The sequence below is a fragment of the Ktedonobacter sp. SOSP1-85 genome, assembly GCF_016587415.1.
In the GTDB taxonomy this organism is placed as follows: domain Bacteria; phylum Chloroflexota; class Ktedonobacteria; order Ktedonobacterales; family Ktedonobacteraceae; genus Ktedonobacter.
In genome coordinates this window covers 1,169,107-1,186,631 of the sequence record NZ_BNJI01000003.1, presented here as the reverse complement: position 1 = coordinate 1,186,631, position 17,525 = coordinate 1,169,107, and the positions used below count along the sequence as shown (strand labels likewise).

The following is a 17,525-nucleotide window of genomic DNA, read 5'->3' as shown; positions in this document are numbered from 1 at the left end:
ATTCTTTCTATCCGGCAATTACTTGCTATCAAAGGCCAGTTATTTGTTATGCTCAGTAGCTGCAACTGGTTGGGGTTCTCTCACAGGCGCAGGTTCATTGCCACGTAGCCGCTTTAGGAGCGTGAGGAGACCAAAGACCGCCCCTCCTAAGACCAGAATACCAACGATCCCTGAAAACTCGTAGCCGATTGCCTGGTGCCATAGCGGCGCACTATCACCATTAAAGAATGGAAGCGGCAGGTTATAGCCAGAGAATGGCGCACTAAAGATGCCAGAGAACTCTTGCAACCCCTTTGGGACGTAGTGGAAGGCTTGCTGGACATCCTGGGCGCTTCCCTCGCCAAAGGCAAAGCCAGGTGCAATCAGGCCAACGGGCGCGATGATGGCGATAGCCAGGAAGGCGGTTCCTACCTTGCGAATTGAGCGTGGAAGCAGGAACCAGGCCAGGGGGACCAGTACCAGGGCCAGGATCAGCACTATCAGCAGCATTACTCCGACATCCGTCCAGTTGACACTGCTCCAGTCCGCGCCAAAGAGGTGGTTGATACTGCCTCCGCCTGTGATAAAGCCCGCGATGAAGAGGATTACAGCGATACCTACAAGCGCGGCTGTATAGAGCTGCCACTGTGGCATCTTTGCTGGTTCGCCTTCCTCGACTGTCTTCCCAGCGACTATGGTGCGTAGCGAAGTCAGGTAGTAAGGATGGTTACGCTGGATGTAGGCCAGGCCTAGCGCGGTCACCAGGGCTTCAACGAGCGAGGCCCCAAAGGCATGTGAGAGCAGCATGGCCGGAATGGCGGCCTCAAGCCCATAGGGACTGTAGAGCGGCCTGCCTCCATCTGAGAAGAGCAGAGGTTGTACGCCCAGTTCAATGCCGACAGCCAGAGCCGCCATTGTAATGCCAATGTAAGAGCCAATGCCTGCGGCCCAGACGCGCCTGGCCGAGAGTAGCGGCGAACGACCAGAGATCAGGCGATAGGCGAAGTAGCCCACAAAGGGCAAGATAATCCCCATATTGAGGCAATTGGTGAAGATAGCCAGAATGCCGCCATCGCCAAAGAAGAGGGCCTGAATGATCAGGGCGATGCTGACCCCAAGGATAGCGGCCCAGGGACCCAGGACAATTGCGATCAGCGTTCCACCAACGGCGTGGGCCGTGGTGCCACCCGGCACGGGAATGTTAAACATCATAATGGTAAAAGAGAACGCCGCAAAGATCGAGAGCAGCGGAATGGTACGATTATTGAGTACAGAACGCACACGTTGGGCGGCAATGGCCCAGCCCGGCACGGTGATAACACCTGTACCAAGCGAAAAGACGGGGCTGAGATAGCCGTCAGGGATGTGCATAGAGACCTCCGAATCCTTTACTTAAAAATAGCTCATCTAAGATACTAAGATATACATGTTACGGAGGATGAGTAATAGGAATTGGAAACTTTTGACAAATATTATTTATTGCAAATGTTTCGCAATAAGCAGTGTACACGCTGGAAGCGCTGCATGTCCAGTGTTCAATAGCTTGATTTTCTAATGGTAGATAGTGTAAGTTATATTTTATGCAAATAAGATGTATCTAGTGTTTTTAAGGTAAAAAGGTACTTACTAACTTTGTGGTGGTAAAAAACGTAAATTCTCATACAGGTTAGGCATGTGAGGCTACGCTCTGTGCAGCCTCACATGCCTAACCTGTATGATCCTAAATTAGGGATGTTCTATATATTGGAGACCTGAAAAGCAAATTGAGCCTCAGGCTATCTAAGATCTTCAAAAGGGCGTGAACAGAAGTAGGCGTTGAGGAGGTGTGCGCCTTGCAGGTGGGCCTTGCTTAGATCAACGTCGTTCAAGATGGCGTCCTTGAAGGCGGCCCCGCGGAAGATAGCCTGCTCCAGGTTTGCGCCCGCGAGGATAGTTCCGCGCAAATCGGCATCGCTCACATCGGCGTTTGCCAGGAGCGCGTTGCGCAGGTCGGTATCGCTCAAGATAGCGGCACGTAAGTTTGCCTTCTGGAAATTGGCGCTATTGAGGCGGGCGCGGTGGAAGTTTGCGCCGCCGCAATCGGCCTCGATAAAGAGCGATTCTCTGAGGTCGGCTTCGCTCAGGTTGGCTTCATGCAGGTAGACACCACTCAAGTTGACATGCGCTAGGGGCCAGCCACGCAGGTTGGCACCCGCCAGGTTGGGGCGAATTTCATGATGAAGCTGCCGCCAGAGATTCCATGCCTCTACGCCCTGCTTCAGCAGTTCAAGGTGATTCAGGTTTGCCATTTTTAGACCTCAACTTTGCTTTCTTCGGCTAGAGAGAGCAATTTGCTTCCAGGATGGGAGGCTCGTCAGGGAGCCTGCCAGGAGCGTGCAGGCGCGAGTTCCTGCACCTTGGGAGCACAGGTGAGTATGGTTTACAGGAGCGTTCCCTGTGGAATGTTGGGATTATAGAAACCAAAGTGTATATTCAAGACGGTTTCTGGCATGTGACAGGGTATATGTGTGAGTGCGTCATAGGCGCCGTGTCGCAACAAAATATCTCTGGCTTCCTGGACGCGCTCGGGAGGCTGAACGACTACAATAATGCGATTCTTTTTGAGCAACTCTTTCTGGTAATAGCAACACTCGTCCTGGCTGAGTGGAGTGAAGGCAAGGGTGTCTAATAGATCCTGAATGGTAATGGTGCTAAGCTTGATGGGCGTACCTACGCCATCTCGGGTGATGAACATGGCGGCATTACACCGTGTCCAGTTATGAAATTCTGCCACACAAAGCTGCTCTACGGCCTGGGTTGCCCTATGTATATCCGTAAAAATACCAACGACGATGGAGCTTGTAGTCGTTTTCATAAGTGCCTCCAGATGATGCAGCAATGTGCACGCTTCAATTTGAAGCATGCTCTGCCATTGTACTTAACCATGATACTTAAAACACACGCTAATGCACTACAAGTTCCACTAACAGCCTGGAAAAATAATGCTCCTTTCAGTTATAAACTCGTACCTGTTGTTTTGTCCATGCTTATCACGCCTTACTATAAAGAAAGGTGACTCACCAATATAGCAATACCTGTATTGTCCGGTTCAGGGCTTGTGACTACGTATTTTGTGAGAGGGAGAGGTGGCGAATAGCGTCCCTGGCCATGCTAGCGATAGTTGCACTGGCCTCAAATTGAGAGCGCATCTTTTGTAGCCAGAGTTGCTCCTGCCAGGGAGTGGATGCAGTAAGGGCGGCGAACAGGTTCTCGCTGGCGGCCCGACGCGCCAGGTTGTAGCGGATGGCTTTGAGAAGATAGGTCTGCTCATGAGCAGTAAGGGTGCGCACTCTCAGGTACCCTTCGATAACAGCCTGGATGAGGGCTGGTTCGGCCTCCAGCGAGGGCAGTTGAGGCTTGCCCAGGTGACAATACATGAGTAGATAGCCGAGATCAAGGATCAGTGGACCGAGTCCCGCGCCATCCCAGTCAATAAAGGCCAGCGTTTGAGCGGTGGCGCATATGGCATTGTGGGGCCAGCAGTCTCCATGGAGCAGGCCCTGCGGCAGTTCATGGGCTTGTTGTAGGCATTGGAGTGAGGCGAGAAACTCGCTGCCCATGTTTTGTAGCTCTTGGGGAAGAGAAGCCAGGGATTGCTCTAATTGTTGCATATGCTCTGGCGTTACCAGCGTAGGATGCAGGCGCGAGAGCGGGAGCATAGTGTTAGTTACAGCTGGTAATTTGTGGAGGTGCGCAAGCTGCTTGCCCATAGCGGCAAGCGTTTCCGGAGTAAAATCTGCCATCTGGCCCTCAATGAAGGAGACCAGAATGGCCGTCCACTGTCCAGCATGAGCTATAATCTCGCCCTGACGTGTGTATTGTACTCTGGGTGCGGGATACTGTTGTTGGTGGAGAGATGAAAGCACGGCAGCCTGTCCTCTCAACCATGGCGTGGCATCGTAGCCGAAGGCGCGCAAGAGAAAACTATTGTTGTCAGGCGGGCTGACCTGGTAGATGCCTCGGTCCTCAAACCAGTAGTGGGCCACATCGTGCAGTGTGATATCACCTCCTAGATCGTAGTTCTCCCTTACCAGCTGGCTCAGTTGGTTTCTTTGCTCCTCTGGTTGCATGCTCTGTTTTCTCCTTGTGCCGGCGTTTTCATTTATCTACGAATGCTGCTTCTGGGTAGTTCGATATGCGCGTGGACTCATGCCGAAGTGTTGCTGAAATTGGCGACTAAAGTAGAAGGCGGAGTGGAAGCCAGCTTCGTCGGCGATGGTGGCAATGCTATCGTTGGTGAAGGTCAGCAGGCGAGCCGCGTGCGTCAGACGCAACCCTACAAGTGTATTGATGAGTGAATCGCCTACCTCTTGTTTGAAGAGATGTGCCAGCCTGGAGGGGGAGAGTGCAACCTCCCGGGCGAGGGTTGCCACAGTATGCGGGGCGCTCAGGTTTTTACTGATGATGTCCAGGACCTGCTGTACACGTGGATCGAGGAGGTGCTGCCTCTCCTGCTCTGTCTCTAGCGTAGTGAGCAGGAGTAGCTCTTCCAACCGATTGAGAGCTAATTCGCGCCGTAGGAGGGCGCGGGCACTGGCTGTCTGATGAGCTTGCTCTAGGAGCGAGGCGTTACTATCAGTATGCAATTGGAGAAAGGCCTGGTAGGCTCTCTCCTGACTGTGTGATGTGCGGAGAGTTGCTTTGAAGAGGCCGGGTTGCAGCTCGGGCAGATTCCACCAGCTAAACCAGTCGACGCGCGGTTGGAAGTGTGCCCAGAAGAAGTCCCACAGGCCGCCCAGTGGCACGGAGTAGTCATGAGGCGTGCCAGGTTTGAGCAGAATAATATCACCTGGCCTGGCCGAGATCGTTTTGCCGTATAGGCGGTAGCGTCCCTCTCCCTCCAGTGTATAGGTGATCAGCCAATTGCCTGAGCCGTGGGAGCGTTGTACCGCGTACTCATACTGCTCCCTAAAATGTCCACTGACAAAAATATCTGAGGGTGGGGAGGGTGTCTCATAATGTGGCATAGCAGTATTGTACATATTTTTGACTGTCGCGTCTATTCTTCTTCTGCGCTTTATTGGGTAGTATTCTTCTTAGGATTCATGCCTATGTGCGAGTGATTCGCTTGACCTCTCGCGCCTGCGGCTGCCAATCCACACCACACATAAACATAGAATTAGAAGGAAGGATGACTAGATTATGGCAACGGCGGCTACACGCTTGACACCTGATCAGCTTGCAAGCTTTCATGAGCAGGGCTACCTGGTCTTACCTGGAGTCTTTAATCAGGATGAGGTGCAGGCATTGATTGACAATTTTATGGACATCCATGCACAGGGTCCCATACCCGGCTTCTTTGAGCCAGTGACGCCTGAGCAGAGTGGTGGCGACATTCTCAAGCAGTATCCACGCATCATGCATCCTCATCGCTTTAACGAGGTGGCGCGACGCTACCTGCTGGATCAACGCCTGGCTGTTATCTTACAGGACCTCTTTGACGAGGAGCCACTGGCGGCACAGAGTATGCTCTACTTCAAGCCAGCAGGCGGGCGTGGACAGGCTCTGCACCAGGATAATTTCTACCTGCGCGTCGAGCCTGGCACCTGTATCGCGGCCTGGGTCGCGCTTGATCCCGCGGATCGTGCCAATGGCGGCCTGGAAGTAGTACCCGGGACACATAAGATGGATATCTTCTGCCCCGAGGAGGCGGATGCTAGCGTCTCCTTTACACGCGATTTTGTGCCGATCCCCGAGGGGCTAGAGGCGGTTCCGGTCAATCTAGCTTCTGGCGATGTTCTCTTCTTCAATGGCAGCTTAGTGCATGGATCACAGCCGAATTCGACTCGTGACCGCTTCCGGCGTTCCTTCATCTGTCACTACATCGGCCGCTCATCCGAGCGCATGTCGCGCTGGTATCGCCCCATCCTGACTATGCATGGCGCAGAGGTCACAATCGATGAGAACACTGGCGGCGGCCCGTGTGGAGTCGAGATTGGTGGCCCGCATTAAAGAGAGGGGCACGACGCTACTAAAGTACGCGTCTACATATCATAGTGCGACGTACTTCCGTACCATGATATGTAGACGCGTACTTTAGTAGCGTCGCTCTACTGTGTGAAGCGTTCGACACCGAAGGGTTGGAGGAGGGAGGGCGTTTGACCCGTCAGGATTAGCTCGGAAATTAGCTTGCCCGTTATTGCGCTCAATTCGAAGCCCACACCATTATGGCCGGTTGCCAGGGTGACATTATGCCAGCCGGGAGCGGGCCCCAGGATAGGACGATTATCGGGTGTGCCCGGGCGCAGGCCCGCCCACATTCTGGCAATGAAGGCCTGCTCTAGCGAAGGTGCGACGCGAATGGCACTATTGAGTAGCGTCGTGATGGCGCCAGCGGTCAGGCGCTTGTCGAACCCGGCTTTTTCGACTGTTGCGCCTACAAATATGGTATTGTCAGGCTTGGGAATCAGGTAGACGCCCTCGCCAGAGAGGATATGGGTCAGGGGAGGCTCGGGCTGATGCAGGGCCAGGATTTGTCCCCGCGTCGGCGTGACGGGGAGATCAAAGCCTAGCCAATCGCCACAGCGTCCCGACCAGGCTCCGGCTGCGACAACCAGGTGCTGGCAGGGCAGGATATCTCCGGTTGAGGTGCGAACAGCAGTAACCATATAGTCCTCGCGTTCGATGCCGATTACCTCGCAGCGTTCAATGAAGCGTACTCCTATGGCACGTGCTGCGCCTGCGTATGCCCGGGTGACGCCCGCGGGTTTCATCGATCCCTCGTGAGGCGCGTAGACAGCTGCACATGTTTCCTCTCCGAGTAAGGGCTCAATTTCTCGCGCCTCGTCTCCACTGAGCCAGCGCACCTCCTGTTGCAGATTTTGCCAGTCGTTAAAGCGCTCGCGTAAACGCTGCGCCTCCGCCTCGCTATTGGCGATGCGTAGTGAGCCCGGGCGATGATATTCCGTCTGAACGCCGCTGGTTGCCTGGATTTGTGGTAGCAACTCAAGGTTGAGTTTGCGCCCGGCGATAAGCAGGTCGGTAAAGGCATCTCCCTGACGCATCCCTCCAATGGGCGCTAACATACCAGCGGCGGCACTTGAAGACTCGGAAGCGATCTCTTCGCGCTCTATGACTGTCACTCTGGCCCCCGCTTGTTGCAAATGATAAGCAATAGAGCAGCCTGTAACTCCCCCTCCCATAATGATGGTGTCTGCGTTGCTTGTAATGGTCATTTGCAGAAATCCTCCTTTGTATGTCATGACCTTCACCCGGCATTGTCGCAAGCCGATATTCCTGGCTTGCGCAAATCCCCATATTCTTTACTTCTGTTCTTTAAAGCATACATACAAGCATAACGCTTATACAAGCTCAAGTATTCTGGTTAATGGTACAAAGTAATCGTGATTGAGAAGGCCGTAGATATTTTTTTACTATGCCACTCCATCCGAATATAGTGCGTATACTTTCCCCTGGCTGGGGTGATGCTCTTTTAATCAGGGGCGAGGTGTGTTATCATTCCTCCTTAAGATGTGTTCTAATACATCGATTTTTGTAAATTTGTGTCTTGTTAATGTCTTCCTATGGTACCTTGGGTTGTCTTATTTGAGAGAGCTATTTGTTCCTGAATCGGGCGGGCAGAAGAGTGCTGCGTGGAAACGTAACTGTTGACACAAAGCACAAGAGAAAGGTACATGTACTTCATGAACTCGCAGAAGAACGCTTCTCTTCGGCGCCTTCGCCTATCTATGCTTGTGTGTATGTTGCTGCTCACCCTCATTATCTCTGCCTGCGGTGGCAACAGTAGCACAACCTCGAATGACCAACTGGCCAAGGCAACACCCAATGTACCCGCGCCCAAGGACCTCCAGACCGCAGATACGCTCACTATTGGCACTGATCCAACCTATTTCCCTATGGAGTATGTCGATCAAACGAGTAATCAGTATACTGGCTTCGATATCGACCTCTCCCAGGCCCTGGCCGCGCATATGGGGGTGAAGGTAAACGTCGTGAAGACGAGCTTTGACACCATCTTCGACGACTTGAATAATAAGCGCTTCGATATTATCGTGTCGAGCGTCTACATGAGCCCAGCGCGCCTGCCGAAATTTGATTTCGTCAAGTATATGCAGGCTGGCTCGGCGCTTCTCGTCCAGAACGGCAATCCCAAGAACGTCAAAGGTGTTGATGACCTGTGTGGCCTGAATGTCAGTGTCCAGAACGGTACCAGCCAGCAGGAGAAGTTGACCGCGACCTCAAAGGCCTGCGAGGCCAAAGGGAAGTCTGCGATTAAGGTGATGGTACTGGGTACGGAGACCGATGTTATTCAGGCGCTGGTTGACCGCCGTGTGGATGCGACCTTCCAGGGTTCGCTCTCCGCTGGTTACTATAACAAGCTCCATCCTGAGCAGTTCGCATACGGTGGTCCCGTGATTGAGGCCGCTCCCAGTGGGATAGTCATCCGCAAGGGAGACGCGGAGATGCAGAATGCGGTGCAGAAGGCGTTTCAGGCGCTGAAAGCTGATGGCACCTACGATAAGCTCTTTACAAAGTGGGGCTTAACCAATGATGAGAAAATATAATTGATGTGTTTTTTTCAGCCCTCCTGACGTATGCTAGGAGGGCTGAAAAAAACACATCAGCCTACGTTATCAGGAGGGCGTTCATGTTTAACTGGGATCTTGTCTGGTTCTACCTTTTCCAGGACCCCAATCTCTATTTCCTCAAGGCGGCCTGGCTCGTGCTATGGGTCTCTGTCGTGGCTCAGACCCTGGGCGTCATCCTGGGCTTATTCCTGGCCCTGATGCAGATGTCGAAGTGGCCGGCGCTGCAATGGATCGCGCGAGCATACCTCTGGTTCTTCCGTGGTAGCCCGCTGCTGGTGCAGGTGCTGCTCCTGTGGACCGGCCTACCGAAGATCGTGCCTGGTCTCTTGCTCCCCGATTTTGCCTGTATATTGGTAGCCTTCTCTCTTAACGAAGGCGCGTATATGTCCGAAATTATTCGCGCGGCTATTGGCGCGGTTGATCCCGGCCAGATGGAGGCCTCTAAGGCGCTTGGCATGCGCTACTGGGTAGCGATGCGGCGTATTATTCTTCCTCAGGCCGCGCGCGTGGTTATTCCTCCCCTCGGCAACGAATTCAACAACATGCTCAAGACAACCTCTATCGCGACCGTTATCGGTATGCTTGAGCTGACTGGTACCGCGCGTACCTTTGGCGCGCCAACCTTCAACATCTTCGAACTCCTCATTGTGGCGACCGTCTACTACCTGGTCCTGACCACCATCTGGGATGTGATCCAGCGCTGGATTGAGCGCCGCCTGGATCCTGATCGTAAGCCAGCAATCGGCGTCAACAAGAGCTTTGGCCAGCGTGTCCTTGGTTTTGGTAGTCCTCGTATACGTTAATTTGCTAGATAGAGGAGGGATGCACTAATGGAAGATGTACAGCAGACAGCAGCCTCAGAGGTGCAGACAGCAACGCACATGGTGCGCACCGAACAACTGGTGAAGTGCTTTGGTAGCAACGTTGTGCTTGACGGCGTCGATTTTACCGTTGATCGCGGACAGGTGGTCGTCGTCATCGGCCCCAGCGGCTCGGGCAAGACAACCTTGCTGCGTTGTTTGAACCATCTTGAGAAGATTGATAGTGGGCGCATCTACATCGATGGGCAGCTTGTTGGCTATCGCGAGAAGAACGGCAAGCTATTCGAGGATAGCGAGGCCAATATCGCGCGTATGCGCTCGCAGGTTGGCTTTGTCTTTCAGCGTTTTAATCTCTTTGCGCATAAGACAGCCCTACAAAACATTACCGAGGCCCCTATCCAGGTTCAGCGCCGCCCGAAGGCCGAAGTAATCGAGCAGGCCCATGAATTATTGCGCAAGGTTGGTTTGTCAGAGAAGGCCGATGCCTATCCACACCGGCTCTCTGGTGGTCAGCAGCAGCGCGTGGCAATCGCGCGTGCACTGGCGATGAACCCTAAATTGATGCTCTTTGACGAAGCGACCTCGGCCCTGGATCCCGAGCTGGTGGGCGAGGTACTGGCCGTTATGCGCCAGCTGGCCGAAGAGGGCATGACTATGGTTGTTGTGACTCACGAGATGGGCTTTGCCCGCGATGTCGCGGATCACGTGGTCTTTATGGACAAGGCCCAGATTGTAGAGCAAGGTCCCCCTCAACAGATCTTCAACGATACACAGAACGAGCGTACGCGCAAATTCCTCGGACGTGTGCTTGGTTAGATGAAGAAACAAGAAAAAAAGCGGCTCACACGAGCCGCTTTTTTTCTTGCTCTTTATCGGGTATGCTGAATAAAGGTATAGTGACAACAGGGAGGAGAAGGCCAGATATGACCATTAAGTTATATGGCACCAACTGGTGCAGTGATTGTAAGCGGAGCAAGAAGTTCCTGGGCGAACAGCGGGTGCGCTATGACTACATCGACATTGAAGAGGATGAGCAGGCGCAGGCGTATGTGCGTGAACTGCAAAAGGGCGGGATGTCGATCCCAACCATCGTGTTTGATGACCAGGGTGTGCTCATAGAGCCATCTAACGCGGAGCTTGCCGAGAAGTTGGGTCTGGATATCAAGGCACAGTGTACCTTCTATGATCTCATCGTCGTCGGTGGTGGCCCCACGGCTCTTACCGCTGCGATTTATATTGCTCGTGATGGCTATGATGTGCTGGTGATTGAGCGTTCGAGCCTGGGTGGGCAGGCGGGCATTACCGAGCGCCTGGACAACTATCCCGGCTTTCCTCACGGTGTGACGGGTGGCGAGTTCGCCGAGCGCGTGATCGAGCAGGCAAAGCGCTTCGACGTCGAGATGATCTCGGCTCAGAACGTAGTGCGCGTGGGCAACGATCTCGACGCGCACTTCGTTGAGACCGAGGATGGGACTCGCTATCGCTGTAATGCCATCTTGCTTGCCACAGGTTCAAGCTATAAGCGCCTGGATGTGCCCGGCGAAAGTGAGTATATTGGCGCGGGCATCCATTTCTGTGCTACCTGCGATGGGCCCTTCTACAAGGGGCAGGATGTTGTAGTGGTGGGCAGTGGCAATAGCGCTGTAGAGGAGGCCGTCTTCCTGACGCGCTTCAGTCCCCAGGTAACCATCCTCGCGCGAGGAGAGCGCCTCTCTGCCAGCAAGCTCGCGATTGATAAAGCGCTCTCGACCCCCGAGATTAAGGTGCGCTATAACACCGAGATTGTGGAGTTTAAGGGGGAGAATAATCGCATCACGACGCTTGTAGTCAAAGACACGCAGAGTGGGAAGCAAGAGGAACTGCATCCCGCCGCAGCCTTTATCTTTATCGGCCTCCAGCCCAATAGCGAGCCATTTCGCGCCAGCGTCGCCTCCAATGCCCAGGGCTTTATACGGACAGGCGCGGACTTCCAGACGAGCATCGAGGGCATTTTCGCCGCGGGCGACGTACGCGCTGGAAGTACCAAGCAACTGGTCAGCGCTGCCGGTGAGGGTGCCGCCGCCGCCATCGCGATCCGCGAGCACCTTAGTACACACCACGCTGGTGCCTAACCCTGTATTGGCGCATCTTATGTAGGGTCCATGCAAGCATAGACTAAAAACGCATGCAGGGCAGAGCTTGCTCGGTTGTGAAAGAAGGCAGAGCAAGCTCTGCCCCTACGAATCGGAGAGATACAGGTATGAGCAGTATCGATGCGTATAAATGCATTTTACCAGGCGGACGAGAGGTGCTTATACGCTCAGGCATATGCGCGGATGCCGACCGGGTCTTCGCGCTTGTCAGGGCCTCGGTCCTTGAGGAGCAAGTGCACGACTTGAACACGCTGGAGGATCTGCCCACCAGGGAGCATGAACGTAAGTGGGTGGAGATGCTGGAGCAGGCGCCAGAGAAGGTTTTGTTGCTGGCGGAGAGCCAGGGGGACGTGGTCGGCTTTATCAGTTTCAACAACGGGCATCTCAAGCGCCTGGCGCACCAGGGTGAGATAAGTATTTCGGTCAAGCAGGAGTGGCGCGACCAGGGTCTGGGGCGCCAGCTTTTTCTGGCGCTCTTCGCCTGGGCCGAGAAACACCCACGTATCGAGAAGCTGTCTTTGCAGGTGGTATCCACTAATATGCGCGCTATCCACCTCTATCAGGCGCTGGGCTTTGTCGAGGAGGGGCGCCTGCACCGGCAGGCAAAGATCGCTGAAGGTCAGTATATCGATCTTGTATTTATGGGTAAGTGGTTGAACAGGGATATAAAATAGGAATAAAGCAGCAGGTGAGTGGGAGGGAGGACAACATTGGCTTATGTCCTAAACACGGAAATTACATCCTGGTTCTCGGCATTGAGGTCTTCCTGGCGCACAGCCTTGCGCATTGATCGCTCACAGATCATGGCGATTCAGGCCTTGTATAGTACGCTAGGTTTCGTCATTCCACTGGCTCTTGGTGTGGCGACTGGACACGTCGTGGAGGGCGTCTCTATCGCGGGCGGCGCGGCTAGCCTTGGCTCCGTAGCCCTGGATGCCTCTTCGTCGGCGCGTACGCGCACCATGTTTCTGGCATGCGTGGGGATCGCGGTCTCTGCCTTTGTGGGCAGCGTCACGAGCCAGATTGACTGGCTGGCGATCCTGGTGATTGGTATCTGGGGCTTTGGTGCGGGTATGCTTGTGGCGCTCAATCGCTTTGCCATGATCATTGGCCTGCAATCCACGATAGCCTTGATCATTCTTTCTCATTTTAAGCTTGATCCGCTTAACGCTGCGCTCCAGGCGTTATTGATGTTTGTAGGAGCTTTATTTCAAGCTGGACTGGGCTTGCTGACGGCTCGCTGGCAGCGCACCAAGATTGAGCGTCATGTCCTGGCGACGGCGTACCGGCAGCTTGCCAACTATGCAAGTGATCCCGGTAGCACATTTCCCCAGACCCGAGATGTCCTGTCAAATGCCCAGACAGTGCTGGCGGAGAGCAGTATATCAGAGAGGGAAGGTAATGTTCTCTATGGGCTTTTAGAGGCGGCGGAGCGTATTCGCTTATATTGTTTTGCCTTGCAGCAATTACGGAAGAGTATAGGTAGTGATGATGAGAGGGGCGCCCACTGTTCGTCATACCTGGACCGCGTGCTAGAAGCAACGGCTGAAGAACTGAATAATATCGCCGATGAGCTAGAGCCGCGGAAGGGCTTTGTACATTTTCACAAGCCACAGCAAGAGTTGAAGGAGGCTCTCACAGGCTTACGGCAGGAACTGGGAGCCTTCTGCGACGAGGCAAGCATACAACAGGTGCTTGGCTATAGTAGCGCCTTGCGCGATCAGTTGCATGCCACGAAGAAGTTGGCGAAATCCTTGCGATATAAGCAACTTCACCTGCCCCAGGAATTATTGGGGAGCTTCAGGAATCGGCATCCTAATCGCCTCCAATGGCGTAATGCCCTGGTAATGCTAAGGGCTAACCTCTCCCTGGAGTCAACTATCTTTCGGCACGCCATCCGCCTGGGCGCCACTCTGACCCTGGCGACCGCGCTCTACCGGGTTGGCCCCTGGCCGATTGAGCGTGGCTACTGGATACCATTGACGGCTCTCCTTGTGCTTAAGCCCGATTTTAGCACGACCTTTACTCGGGGACTGGCGCGTATACTAGGCACTATGCTGGGGGCGGCGTTGACGTCATTATTGATAGCATTGCTGGCGCCAGCAAACGAAGTCCTGGTAGTTATCGACGCGGTTATGGCCTACCTGGCCTTTACCTTTCTCTATGCCAATTATGCCATCTTCTCAGCCTTTATTACCATGCAGATCGTCTTCCTCCTGTCCTTTGTGATTCCCCAACCACTCACAACCGCTCTGGATCGCGCCTTAGACACGCTTATAGGAGGTGTATTAGCGCTCATCATCTATGCCCTCTGGCCTACCTGGCAACTCAAGCAGGTTCCACGGGATCTCGCGGCCCACCTGGATTCACTTTGTTCTTATGGCTCTGTTGTGCTTACGGCGTATGTAAACACAAGTACCTGTGATTCAGCACAGTTTCATGAATTATTGCAACAGGCCCGTCTGGCTCGTTCCAATGCCGACGTATCCATCCGACGCTCTCTAGAAGAGCCGGTCTCCCATCATTTTGATCCCGATCTGGCCCAGAGCTTACTTGAAGCGGAGGACACCATAGCTCAAAGCCTGCTTGCCCTGGAGGCGCACCTCTTGGCGCACCCGGTGAATCACAAGCTATCAGAGATGGTCTCGTTCAAGCAGGAGTATGAGGAGGCGCTCCATCTGCTCGCGGAAGCGATACGAGAGCAGAGGCCAGCGAAGCAGTTGCCGCCAATCAAGGAGACCCTGCATGACCTGGATAACTCAGTAAAGGCACGTGGTTATGCGGAGTGTTCGGATGTACGGGCTATTATTGCCGAACTCAGGCGTATCGTGGGTGCTATAACGCTTATGGCGCAACTTCTCGCGGAGAGAGAGAAGTCGCGTCATAAGCTTCAGAGTGAGTGATGCTACTGGTTTGCGGCCTTGAGAGGCTCGACCACCTCGGCGACGAGGCGGCGGACGATGCCCTCGGGGAAGGGAGGACGCAGGTTCAGGATAAAATGGTTTGCGCCTGCATCGATGAACTGTTGCGTCAATTCACGCGTCTGGGCCAGGTCGTTGGGCGTAATGGGAATCTGGATCGAGCGCGAGATCGTATTGGGATCGCGACCGATGGCGGCACAGTGCTCATCCAGGACCGCGCTCTTATGCTTAAAGTCGTCGATAGAGCCACCCGCCATATTCCAGATGTCGGCGTACTGGGCCACAATGCGTAACGTGAGCTTTTCGCCGCTTCCGCCAATAACGAAGGGTGGATAGGGCTTCTGCACTGGCTTGGGTTCGCAGTAGGCCTCTTTGATCTGGTAGTAGCGGCCCTCAAAGGTAGGAGCCTTCTCGGTCCACATCTGGCGAATGACCTCGCAGGCTTCGCCAAAGCGGCGAATGCGCTCACCCGTCGTGTAGAGAGGAATACCATAGGAGCTATGCTCGCGCTCATTCCAGCCCGCGCCAATACCAAAGTCCAGGCGACCATTGGAGATCACATCCACGGTCGCCCCAATGTTGGCGAGCACGGTTGGATGGCGATAGGTGTTGCCGGTGACCATCAGACCGATGCGAATACGTTTGGTCAGCGCAGCAAAGGCGGAGAGAAGCGACCAGCCCTCCAGGCAGGGACCTTTATAGTCGCCCACGATAGGCATAAAGTGATCGAAGAGCCAGGCATGTTCCAGGGCCGGCTCGGCATCCGCCGCCAGCCATATGGCCAACATATCCTCATAGGTCGTGTGCTGAGGAGCGGTCTTGATGCCAAAGCTTAAGGGCTTTTTTGCTGTCATGTTGTTCCCTTTCACCAGTAAAATAGTTTGGATATAACTCTTTAGTATATCTCAAGGTAGCTGTGCATGACCTCTCCCCACCTGCGGTGGCTCGTTGGTGGTAATGGGATGTGTGCGACCGTTGCGTTCGCAACGGTCGCACACATCCCATTATCCAGGGAATGGTTGTAAGCATGCACAAAAGTTTTATGTCAAGGAAACTTATTGTTGGCTACCTTGGTTGATGGCGTCAAACTCTTCCTGGGTGAGCTTGATGGTTGCGCCCAGGACGTTCTCCTCAAGGTGCTTGATGGAGGAGGTACCTGGGATGGGCAGCAGCGTGGGTGAGCGATGCAGGAGCCAGGCCAGCACGATCTGGCTGGGCTGTGCGTTATGCTTTTTGGCGACCTGGTCAAGCGTGCTGCCGGGACGCGCCAGCGCGCCTGTGGAGAGCGGATTCCAGGGGATGAAGCCAATACCCTGGCGCGCGCAGACATCAATCATCTCTTCGGATTGCTGAGCAGTCATGCGTTCAGACTCGCGTTTGGAGAGGTTATAGTGGTTCTGAACTGTAACGATGGGAACAATCTTCTGCGCCCGTGCCAACTCATCGATCGTCACATTGGAGAGGCCGACGTGGCGAATCTTGCCCTCTTTTTGCAGCTTCGCGATCTCGCCCACGGAGTCCTCGAAGGGTACCTTGGGGTCTGGGCGATGGAACTGATAGATATCGATGTGGTCTACACGCAGGCGACGCAAGCTTCCCTCCAGGGCTTCGCGCAGGTGTTCTGGTCGCCCATCCTGTGGCCACTGGCCGGGGCCGGTGCGCAGTAACCCACCCTTGGTGGCGATGACAAGCCCCTCGGGATAGGGATGGAGGGCCTCAGCGATCAGCTCCTCGCTCACATTAGGTCCATAAGAGTCGGCGGTATCGATCAGATTGATACCAAGCTCCAGCGTGCGCCGCAGCAGCGCGATAGCCTCCTGCTTGTTCGCGGGCGGCCCCCAGATGCCCTCGCCGGTAATGCGCATCGCGCCAAAACCGAGACGATAGACCTTAAGGTCGCCACCCAGCGTTAGAGTCCCACTGGCCTGGGCTGGTTTCTGCTGAATATTCTGCATAATGATTTTCTCCTTCTCTTTTGGCTTTACACTGGTTATCAAACACCTCGAAGAGGAGATATATTCCAAAACCTCAAGCTTTAATGCCTTTTCATAGTTGAGTTGCATCCGCTTGCAGCGCGGCATTACATAAAATTATTGATAGTGGCAAAAAAGGGTGTTCTTCGTCTTGCCTGTATGCTCCTTTAGTCGTGAATTCTCCGTAATTTATCCCCGCCTAAAGTCCCGCTTACAACACGTCTACAGACGCATGGAAAATCTTGGTTTTCAATTTATGCTTAGAGCACGATAACTGTTCAAGAACTTCTAGTTGATAATACAAACATTCAAACATTTCGAAAGGATTTCGCACATGACAACCAGCACGAATCTTACAGATGACCAGGCGCAGAAGCCAGAAGCCCGCGCAGTAATAGATGTTCAGGAGATCAGGAAGAGCCTCCCCCTCGGTCGCGAGAAGATTGAAATTTTAAAGGGTATCAGTTTCCAGGTGCTGAGCGGCGAGTTTGTCTCGATTGTCGGCCCCTCGGGCTCGGGGAAGAGCACACTGCTGGGCATTATCGCCGGGCTGGATAATCCAAGTTCAGGTAAGGTCTTGATCGATGGTGTAGATATCACGCGTATGACGGAGGGTAAACTGGCGGTCGTACGTAATGGCAAAATTGGCATGGTCTTCCAGGCCTTTAACCTGATTCCAACGCTGACGGCGCAGGAGAACGTCGAAGTACCCCTCTATGTGGGCAAGCATCAAGGCTCTCCCTCCGCGCGTGCGAAAGAATTGTTGGACCTGGTTGGCCTCTCTCATCGCCTCGATCATCGCCCTAGTCAGCTCTCGGGCGGCGAGCAGCAGCGCGTGGCGATCGCGCGCGCCCTATCGACCGATCCTGCCTTTGTGATCGCGGACGAGCCGACAGGCAACCTGGATGCGCGTAATGGTGAAAACGTGCTTAAGCTGATTTCTGACCTGCGCGCCCAGACAGGGAAGACCTTTATCATCGCTACACATGATCCCGTGGTAGCCTCGCGCGCCGATCGAGCCATTCGTATCGTAGACGGCAACACCGCTGAAATCGATCACACTAACGATAAGATTACGCAATAACTACCTTTCGGAAACCTGAGCGCCAAT

The 17,525-nt window shown here is 54.1% G+C and carries 16 protein-coding genes; 8 read left to right on the top strand and 8 right to left on the bottom strand.

Annotated elements, in window-relative coordinates; all coding sequences use genetic code 11:
- Nucleotides 1-39: 39 nt before the first annotated feature.
- From cbiM to KTE_RS43240, 5 genes are all read right to left on the bottom strand, one after another.
- Nucleotides 40-1,350, bottom strand: a complete 1,311-nt coding sequence (gene cbiM / locus KTE_RS43260) for a cobalt transporter CbiM (RefSeq protein ID WP_201393173.1) — start codon at nucleotides 1,348-1,350, stop codon at nucleotides 40-42.
- A gap of 404 nt (nucleotides 1,351-1,754) precedes the next feature.
- On the bottom strand, nucleotides 1,755-2,267 hold the full coding sequence (locus KTE_RS43255) for a pentapeptide repeat-containing protein (protein WP_201394585.1): 513 nt from the start codon (nucleotides 2,265-2,267) through the stop codon (nucleotides 1,755-1,757).
- Between the two features lie 131 nt (nucleotides 2,268-2,398).
- Entirely contained in the window at nucleotides 2,399-2,833 is a 435-nt protein-coding gene (locus KTE_RS43250) for a hypothetical protein (RefSeq protein ID WP_201393171.1), read from the bottom strand.
- A 247-nt stretch (nucleotides 2,834-3,080) separates the two neighbouring features.
- Complete coding sequence (locus tag KTE_RS43245; RefSeq protein WP_201393168.1) at nucleotides 3,081-4,088, bottom strand: phosphotransferase enzyme family protein; 1,008 nt, start codon at nucleotides 4,086-4,088, stop codon at nucleotides 3,081-3,083.
- A gap of 36 nt (nucleotides 4,089-4,124) precedes the next feature.
- Nucleotides 4,125-4,985, bottom strand: a complete 861-nt coding sequence (locus KTE_RS43240) for a helix-turn-helix domain-containing protein (protein WP_201393166.1) — start codon at nucleotides 4,983-4,985, stop codon at nucleotides 4,125-4,127.
- 175 nt (nucleotides 4,986-5,160) lie between these two features.
- Here KTE_RS43240 and KTE_RS43235 point away from each other — a divergent pair, with 175 nt between their 5' ends.
- Nucleotides 5,161-5,970 carry a phytanoyl-CoA dioxygenase family protein gene (locus KTE_RS43235; protein WP_201393164.1) on the top strand — a complete coding sequence of 270 codons (810 nt, stop codon included), beginning with the start codon at nucleotides 5,161-5,163 and terminating at the stop codon, nucleotides 5,968-5,970.
- A 98-nt stretch (nucleotides 5,971-6,068) separates the two neighbouring features.
- On the opposite strand, the gene thiO is transcribed toward KTE_RS43235, so the two are convergent.
- Entirely contained in the window at nucleotides 6,069-7,193 is a 1,125-nt protein-coding gene (gene thiO / locus KTE_RS43230; protein WP_201393162.1) for a glycine oxidase ThiO, read from the bottom strand.
- 468 nt (nucleotides 7,194-7,661) lie between these two features.
- Between thiO and KTE_RS43225 the strand changes: the two genes are divergently transcribed.
- The 6 genes from KTE_RS43225 to KTE_RS43200 all read left to right on the top strand — a co-directional run bounded on the left by KTE_RS43225 (nucleotide 7,662) and on the right by KTE_RS43200 (nucleotide 14,423).
- Complete coding sequence (locus tag KTE_RS43225) at nucleotides 7,662-8,543, top strand: ABC transporter substrate-binding protein (RefSeq protein WP_236600991.1); 882 nt, start codon at nucleotides 7,662-7,664, stop codon at nucleotides 8,541-8,543.
- 83 nt (nucleotides 8,544-8,626) lie between these two features.
- Nucleotides 8,627-9,370 (top strand): amino acid ABC transporter permease, encoded by a 744-nt coding sequence (locus KTE_RS43220; protein ID WP_201393157.1) that lies wholly within the window; start codon nucleotides 8,627-8,629, stop codon nucleotides 9,368-9,370.
- A 27-nt stretch (nucleotides 9,371-9,397) separates the two neighbouring features.
- On the top strand, nucleotides 9,398-10,204 hold the full coding sequence (locus KTE_RS43215; protein WP_305068565.1) for an amino acid ABC transporter ATP-binding protein: 807 nt from the start codon (nucleotides 9,398-9,400) through the stop codon (nucleotides 10,202-10,204).
- 107 nt (nucleotides 10,205-10,311) lie between these two features.
- The gene (locus KTE_RS43210; protein ID WP_201393155.1) at nucleotides 10,312-11,499 is read left to right on the top strand and encodes an FAD-dependent oxidoreductase; all 1,188 of its coding nucleotides are present in this window, start codon (nucleotides 10,312-10,314) and stop codon (nucleotides 11,497-11,499) included.
- Between the two features lie 128 nt (nucleotides 11,500-11,627).
- The gene (locus tag KTE_RS43205) at nucleotides 11,628-12,194 is read left to right on the top strand and encodes a GNAT family N-acetyltransferase (RefSeq protein ID WP_201393153.1); all 567 of its coding nucleotides are present in this window, start codon (nucleotides 11,628-11,630) and stop codon (nucleotides 12,192-12,194) included.
- Nucleotides 12,195-12,230: 36 nt separating this feature from the next.
- On the top strand, nucleotides 12,231-14,423 hold the full coding sequence (locus tag KTE_RS43200; RefSeq protein ID WP_201393151.1) for an FUSC family protein: 2,193 nt from the start codon (nucleotides 12,231-12,233) through the stop codon (nucleotides 14,421-14,423).
- A 2-nt stretch (nucleotides 14,424-14,425) separates the two neighbouring features.
- Here KTE_RS43200 and KTE_RS43195 read toward each other — a convergent pair whose 3' ends face one another.
- The gene (locus KTE_RS43195) at nucleotides 14,426-15,295 is read right to left on the bottom strand and encodes an LLM class F420-dependent oxidoreductase (RefSeq protein WP_201393149.1); all 870 of its coding nucleotides are present in this window, start codon (nucleotides 15,293-15,295) and stop codon (nucleotides 14,426-14,428) included.
- 201 nt (nucleotides 15,296-15,496) lie between these two features.
- Nucleotides 15,497-16,396, bottom strand: coding sequence for an aldo/keto reductase (locus KTE_RS43190; protein ID WP_201393147.1), 900 nt, complete (start codon nucleotides 16,394-16,396; stop codon nucleotides 15,497-15,499).
- Nucleotides 16,397-16,748: 352 nt separating this feature from the next.
- On the opposite strand from KTE_RS43190, the gene KTE_RS43185 reads away from it, so the two are divergent.
- On the top strand, nucleotides 16,749-17,498 hold the full coding sequence (locus tag KTE_RS43185) for an ABC transporter ATP-binding protein (protein ID WP_201393145.1): 750 nt from the start codon (nucleotides 16,749-16,751) through the stop codon (nucleotides 17,496-17,498).
- Nucleotides 17,499-17,525: the final 27 nt, after the last annotated feature.

What these genes read in the sequence shown, in the direction of transcription:
- KTE_RS43205 (WP_201393153.1), top strand. Translation starts at nt 11,628, where the DNA reads ATGAGCAGTATCGATGCGTATAAATGCATTTTACCAGGCGGACGAGAG.
- KTE_RS43185 (WP_201393145.1), top strand. Translation starts at nt 16,749, where the DNA reads ATGACAACCAGCACGAATCTTACAGATGACCAGGCGCAGAAGCCAGAA.
- KTE_RS43250 (WP_201393171.1), bottom strand. Translation starts at nt 2,833, where the DNA reads ATGAAAACGACTACAAGCTCCATCGTCGTTGGTATTTTTACGGATATA.
- KTE_RS43210 (WP_201393155.1), top strand. Translation starts at nt 10,312, where the DNA reads ATGACCATTAAGTTATATGGCACCAACTGGTGCAGTGATTGTAAGCGG.
- KTE_RS43245 (WP_201393168.1), bottom strand. Translation starts at nt 4,088, where the DNA reads ATGCAACCAGAGGAGCAAAGAAACCAACTGAGCCAGCTGGTAAGGGAG.
- KTE_RS43235 (WP_201393164.1), top strand. Translation starts at nt 5,161, where the DNA reads ATGGCAACGGCGGCTACACGCTTGACACCTGATCAGCTTGCAAGCTTT.
- KTE_RS43215 (WP_305068565.1), top strand. Translation starts at nt 9,398, where the DNA reads ATGGAAGATGTACAGCAGACAGCAGCCTCAGAGGTGCAGACAGCAACG.
- KTE_RS43225 (WP_236600991.1), top strand. Translation starts at nt 7,662, where the DNA reads ATGAACTCGCAGAAGAACGCTTCTCTTCGGCGCCTTCGCCTATCTATG.
- KTE_RS43195 (WP_201393149.1), bottom strand. Translation starts at nt 15,295, where the DNA reads ATGACAGCAAAAAAGCCCTTAAGCTTTGGCATCAAGACCGCTCCTCAG.
- KTE_RS43190 (WP_201393147.1), bottom strand. Translation starts at nt 16,396, where the DNA reads ATGCAGAATATTCAGCAGAAACCAGCCCAGGCCAGTGGGACTCTAACG.
- thiO (WP_201393162.1), bottom strand. Translation starts at nt 7,193, where the DNA reads ATGACCATTACAAGCAACGCAGACACCATCATTATGGGAGGGGGAGTT.
- KTE_RS43255 (WP_201394585.1), bottom strand. Translation starts at nt 2,267, where the DNA reads ATGGCAAACCTGAATCACCTTGAACTGCTGAAGCAGGGCGTAGAGGCA.
- KTE_RS43240 (WP_201393166.1), bottom strand. Translation starts at nt 4,985, where the DNA reads ATGCCACATTATGAGACACCCTCCCCACCCTCAGATATTTTTGTCAGT.
- KTE_RS43220 (WP_201393157.1), top strand. Translation starts at nt 8,627, where the DNA reads ATGTTTAACTGGGATCTTGTCTGGTTCTACCTTTTCCAGGACCCCAAT.
- cbiM (WP_201393173.1), bottom strand. Translation starts at nt 1,350, where the DNA reads ATGCACATCCCTGACGGCTATCTCAGCCCCGTCTTTTCGCTTGGTACA.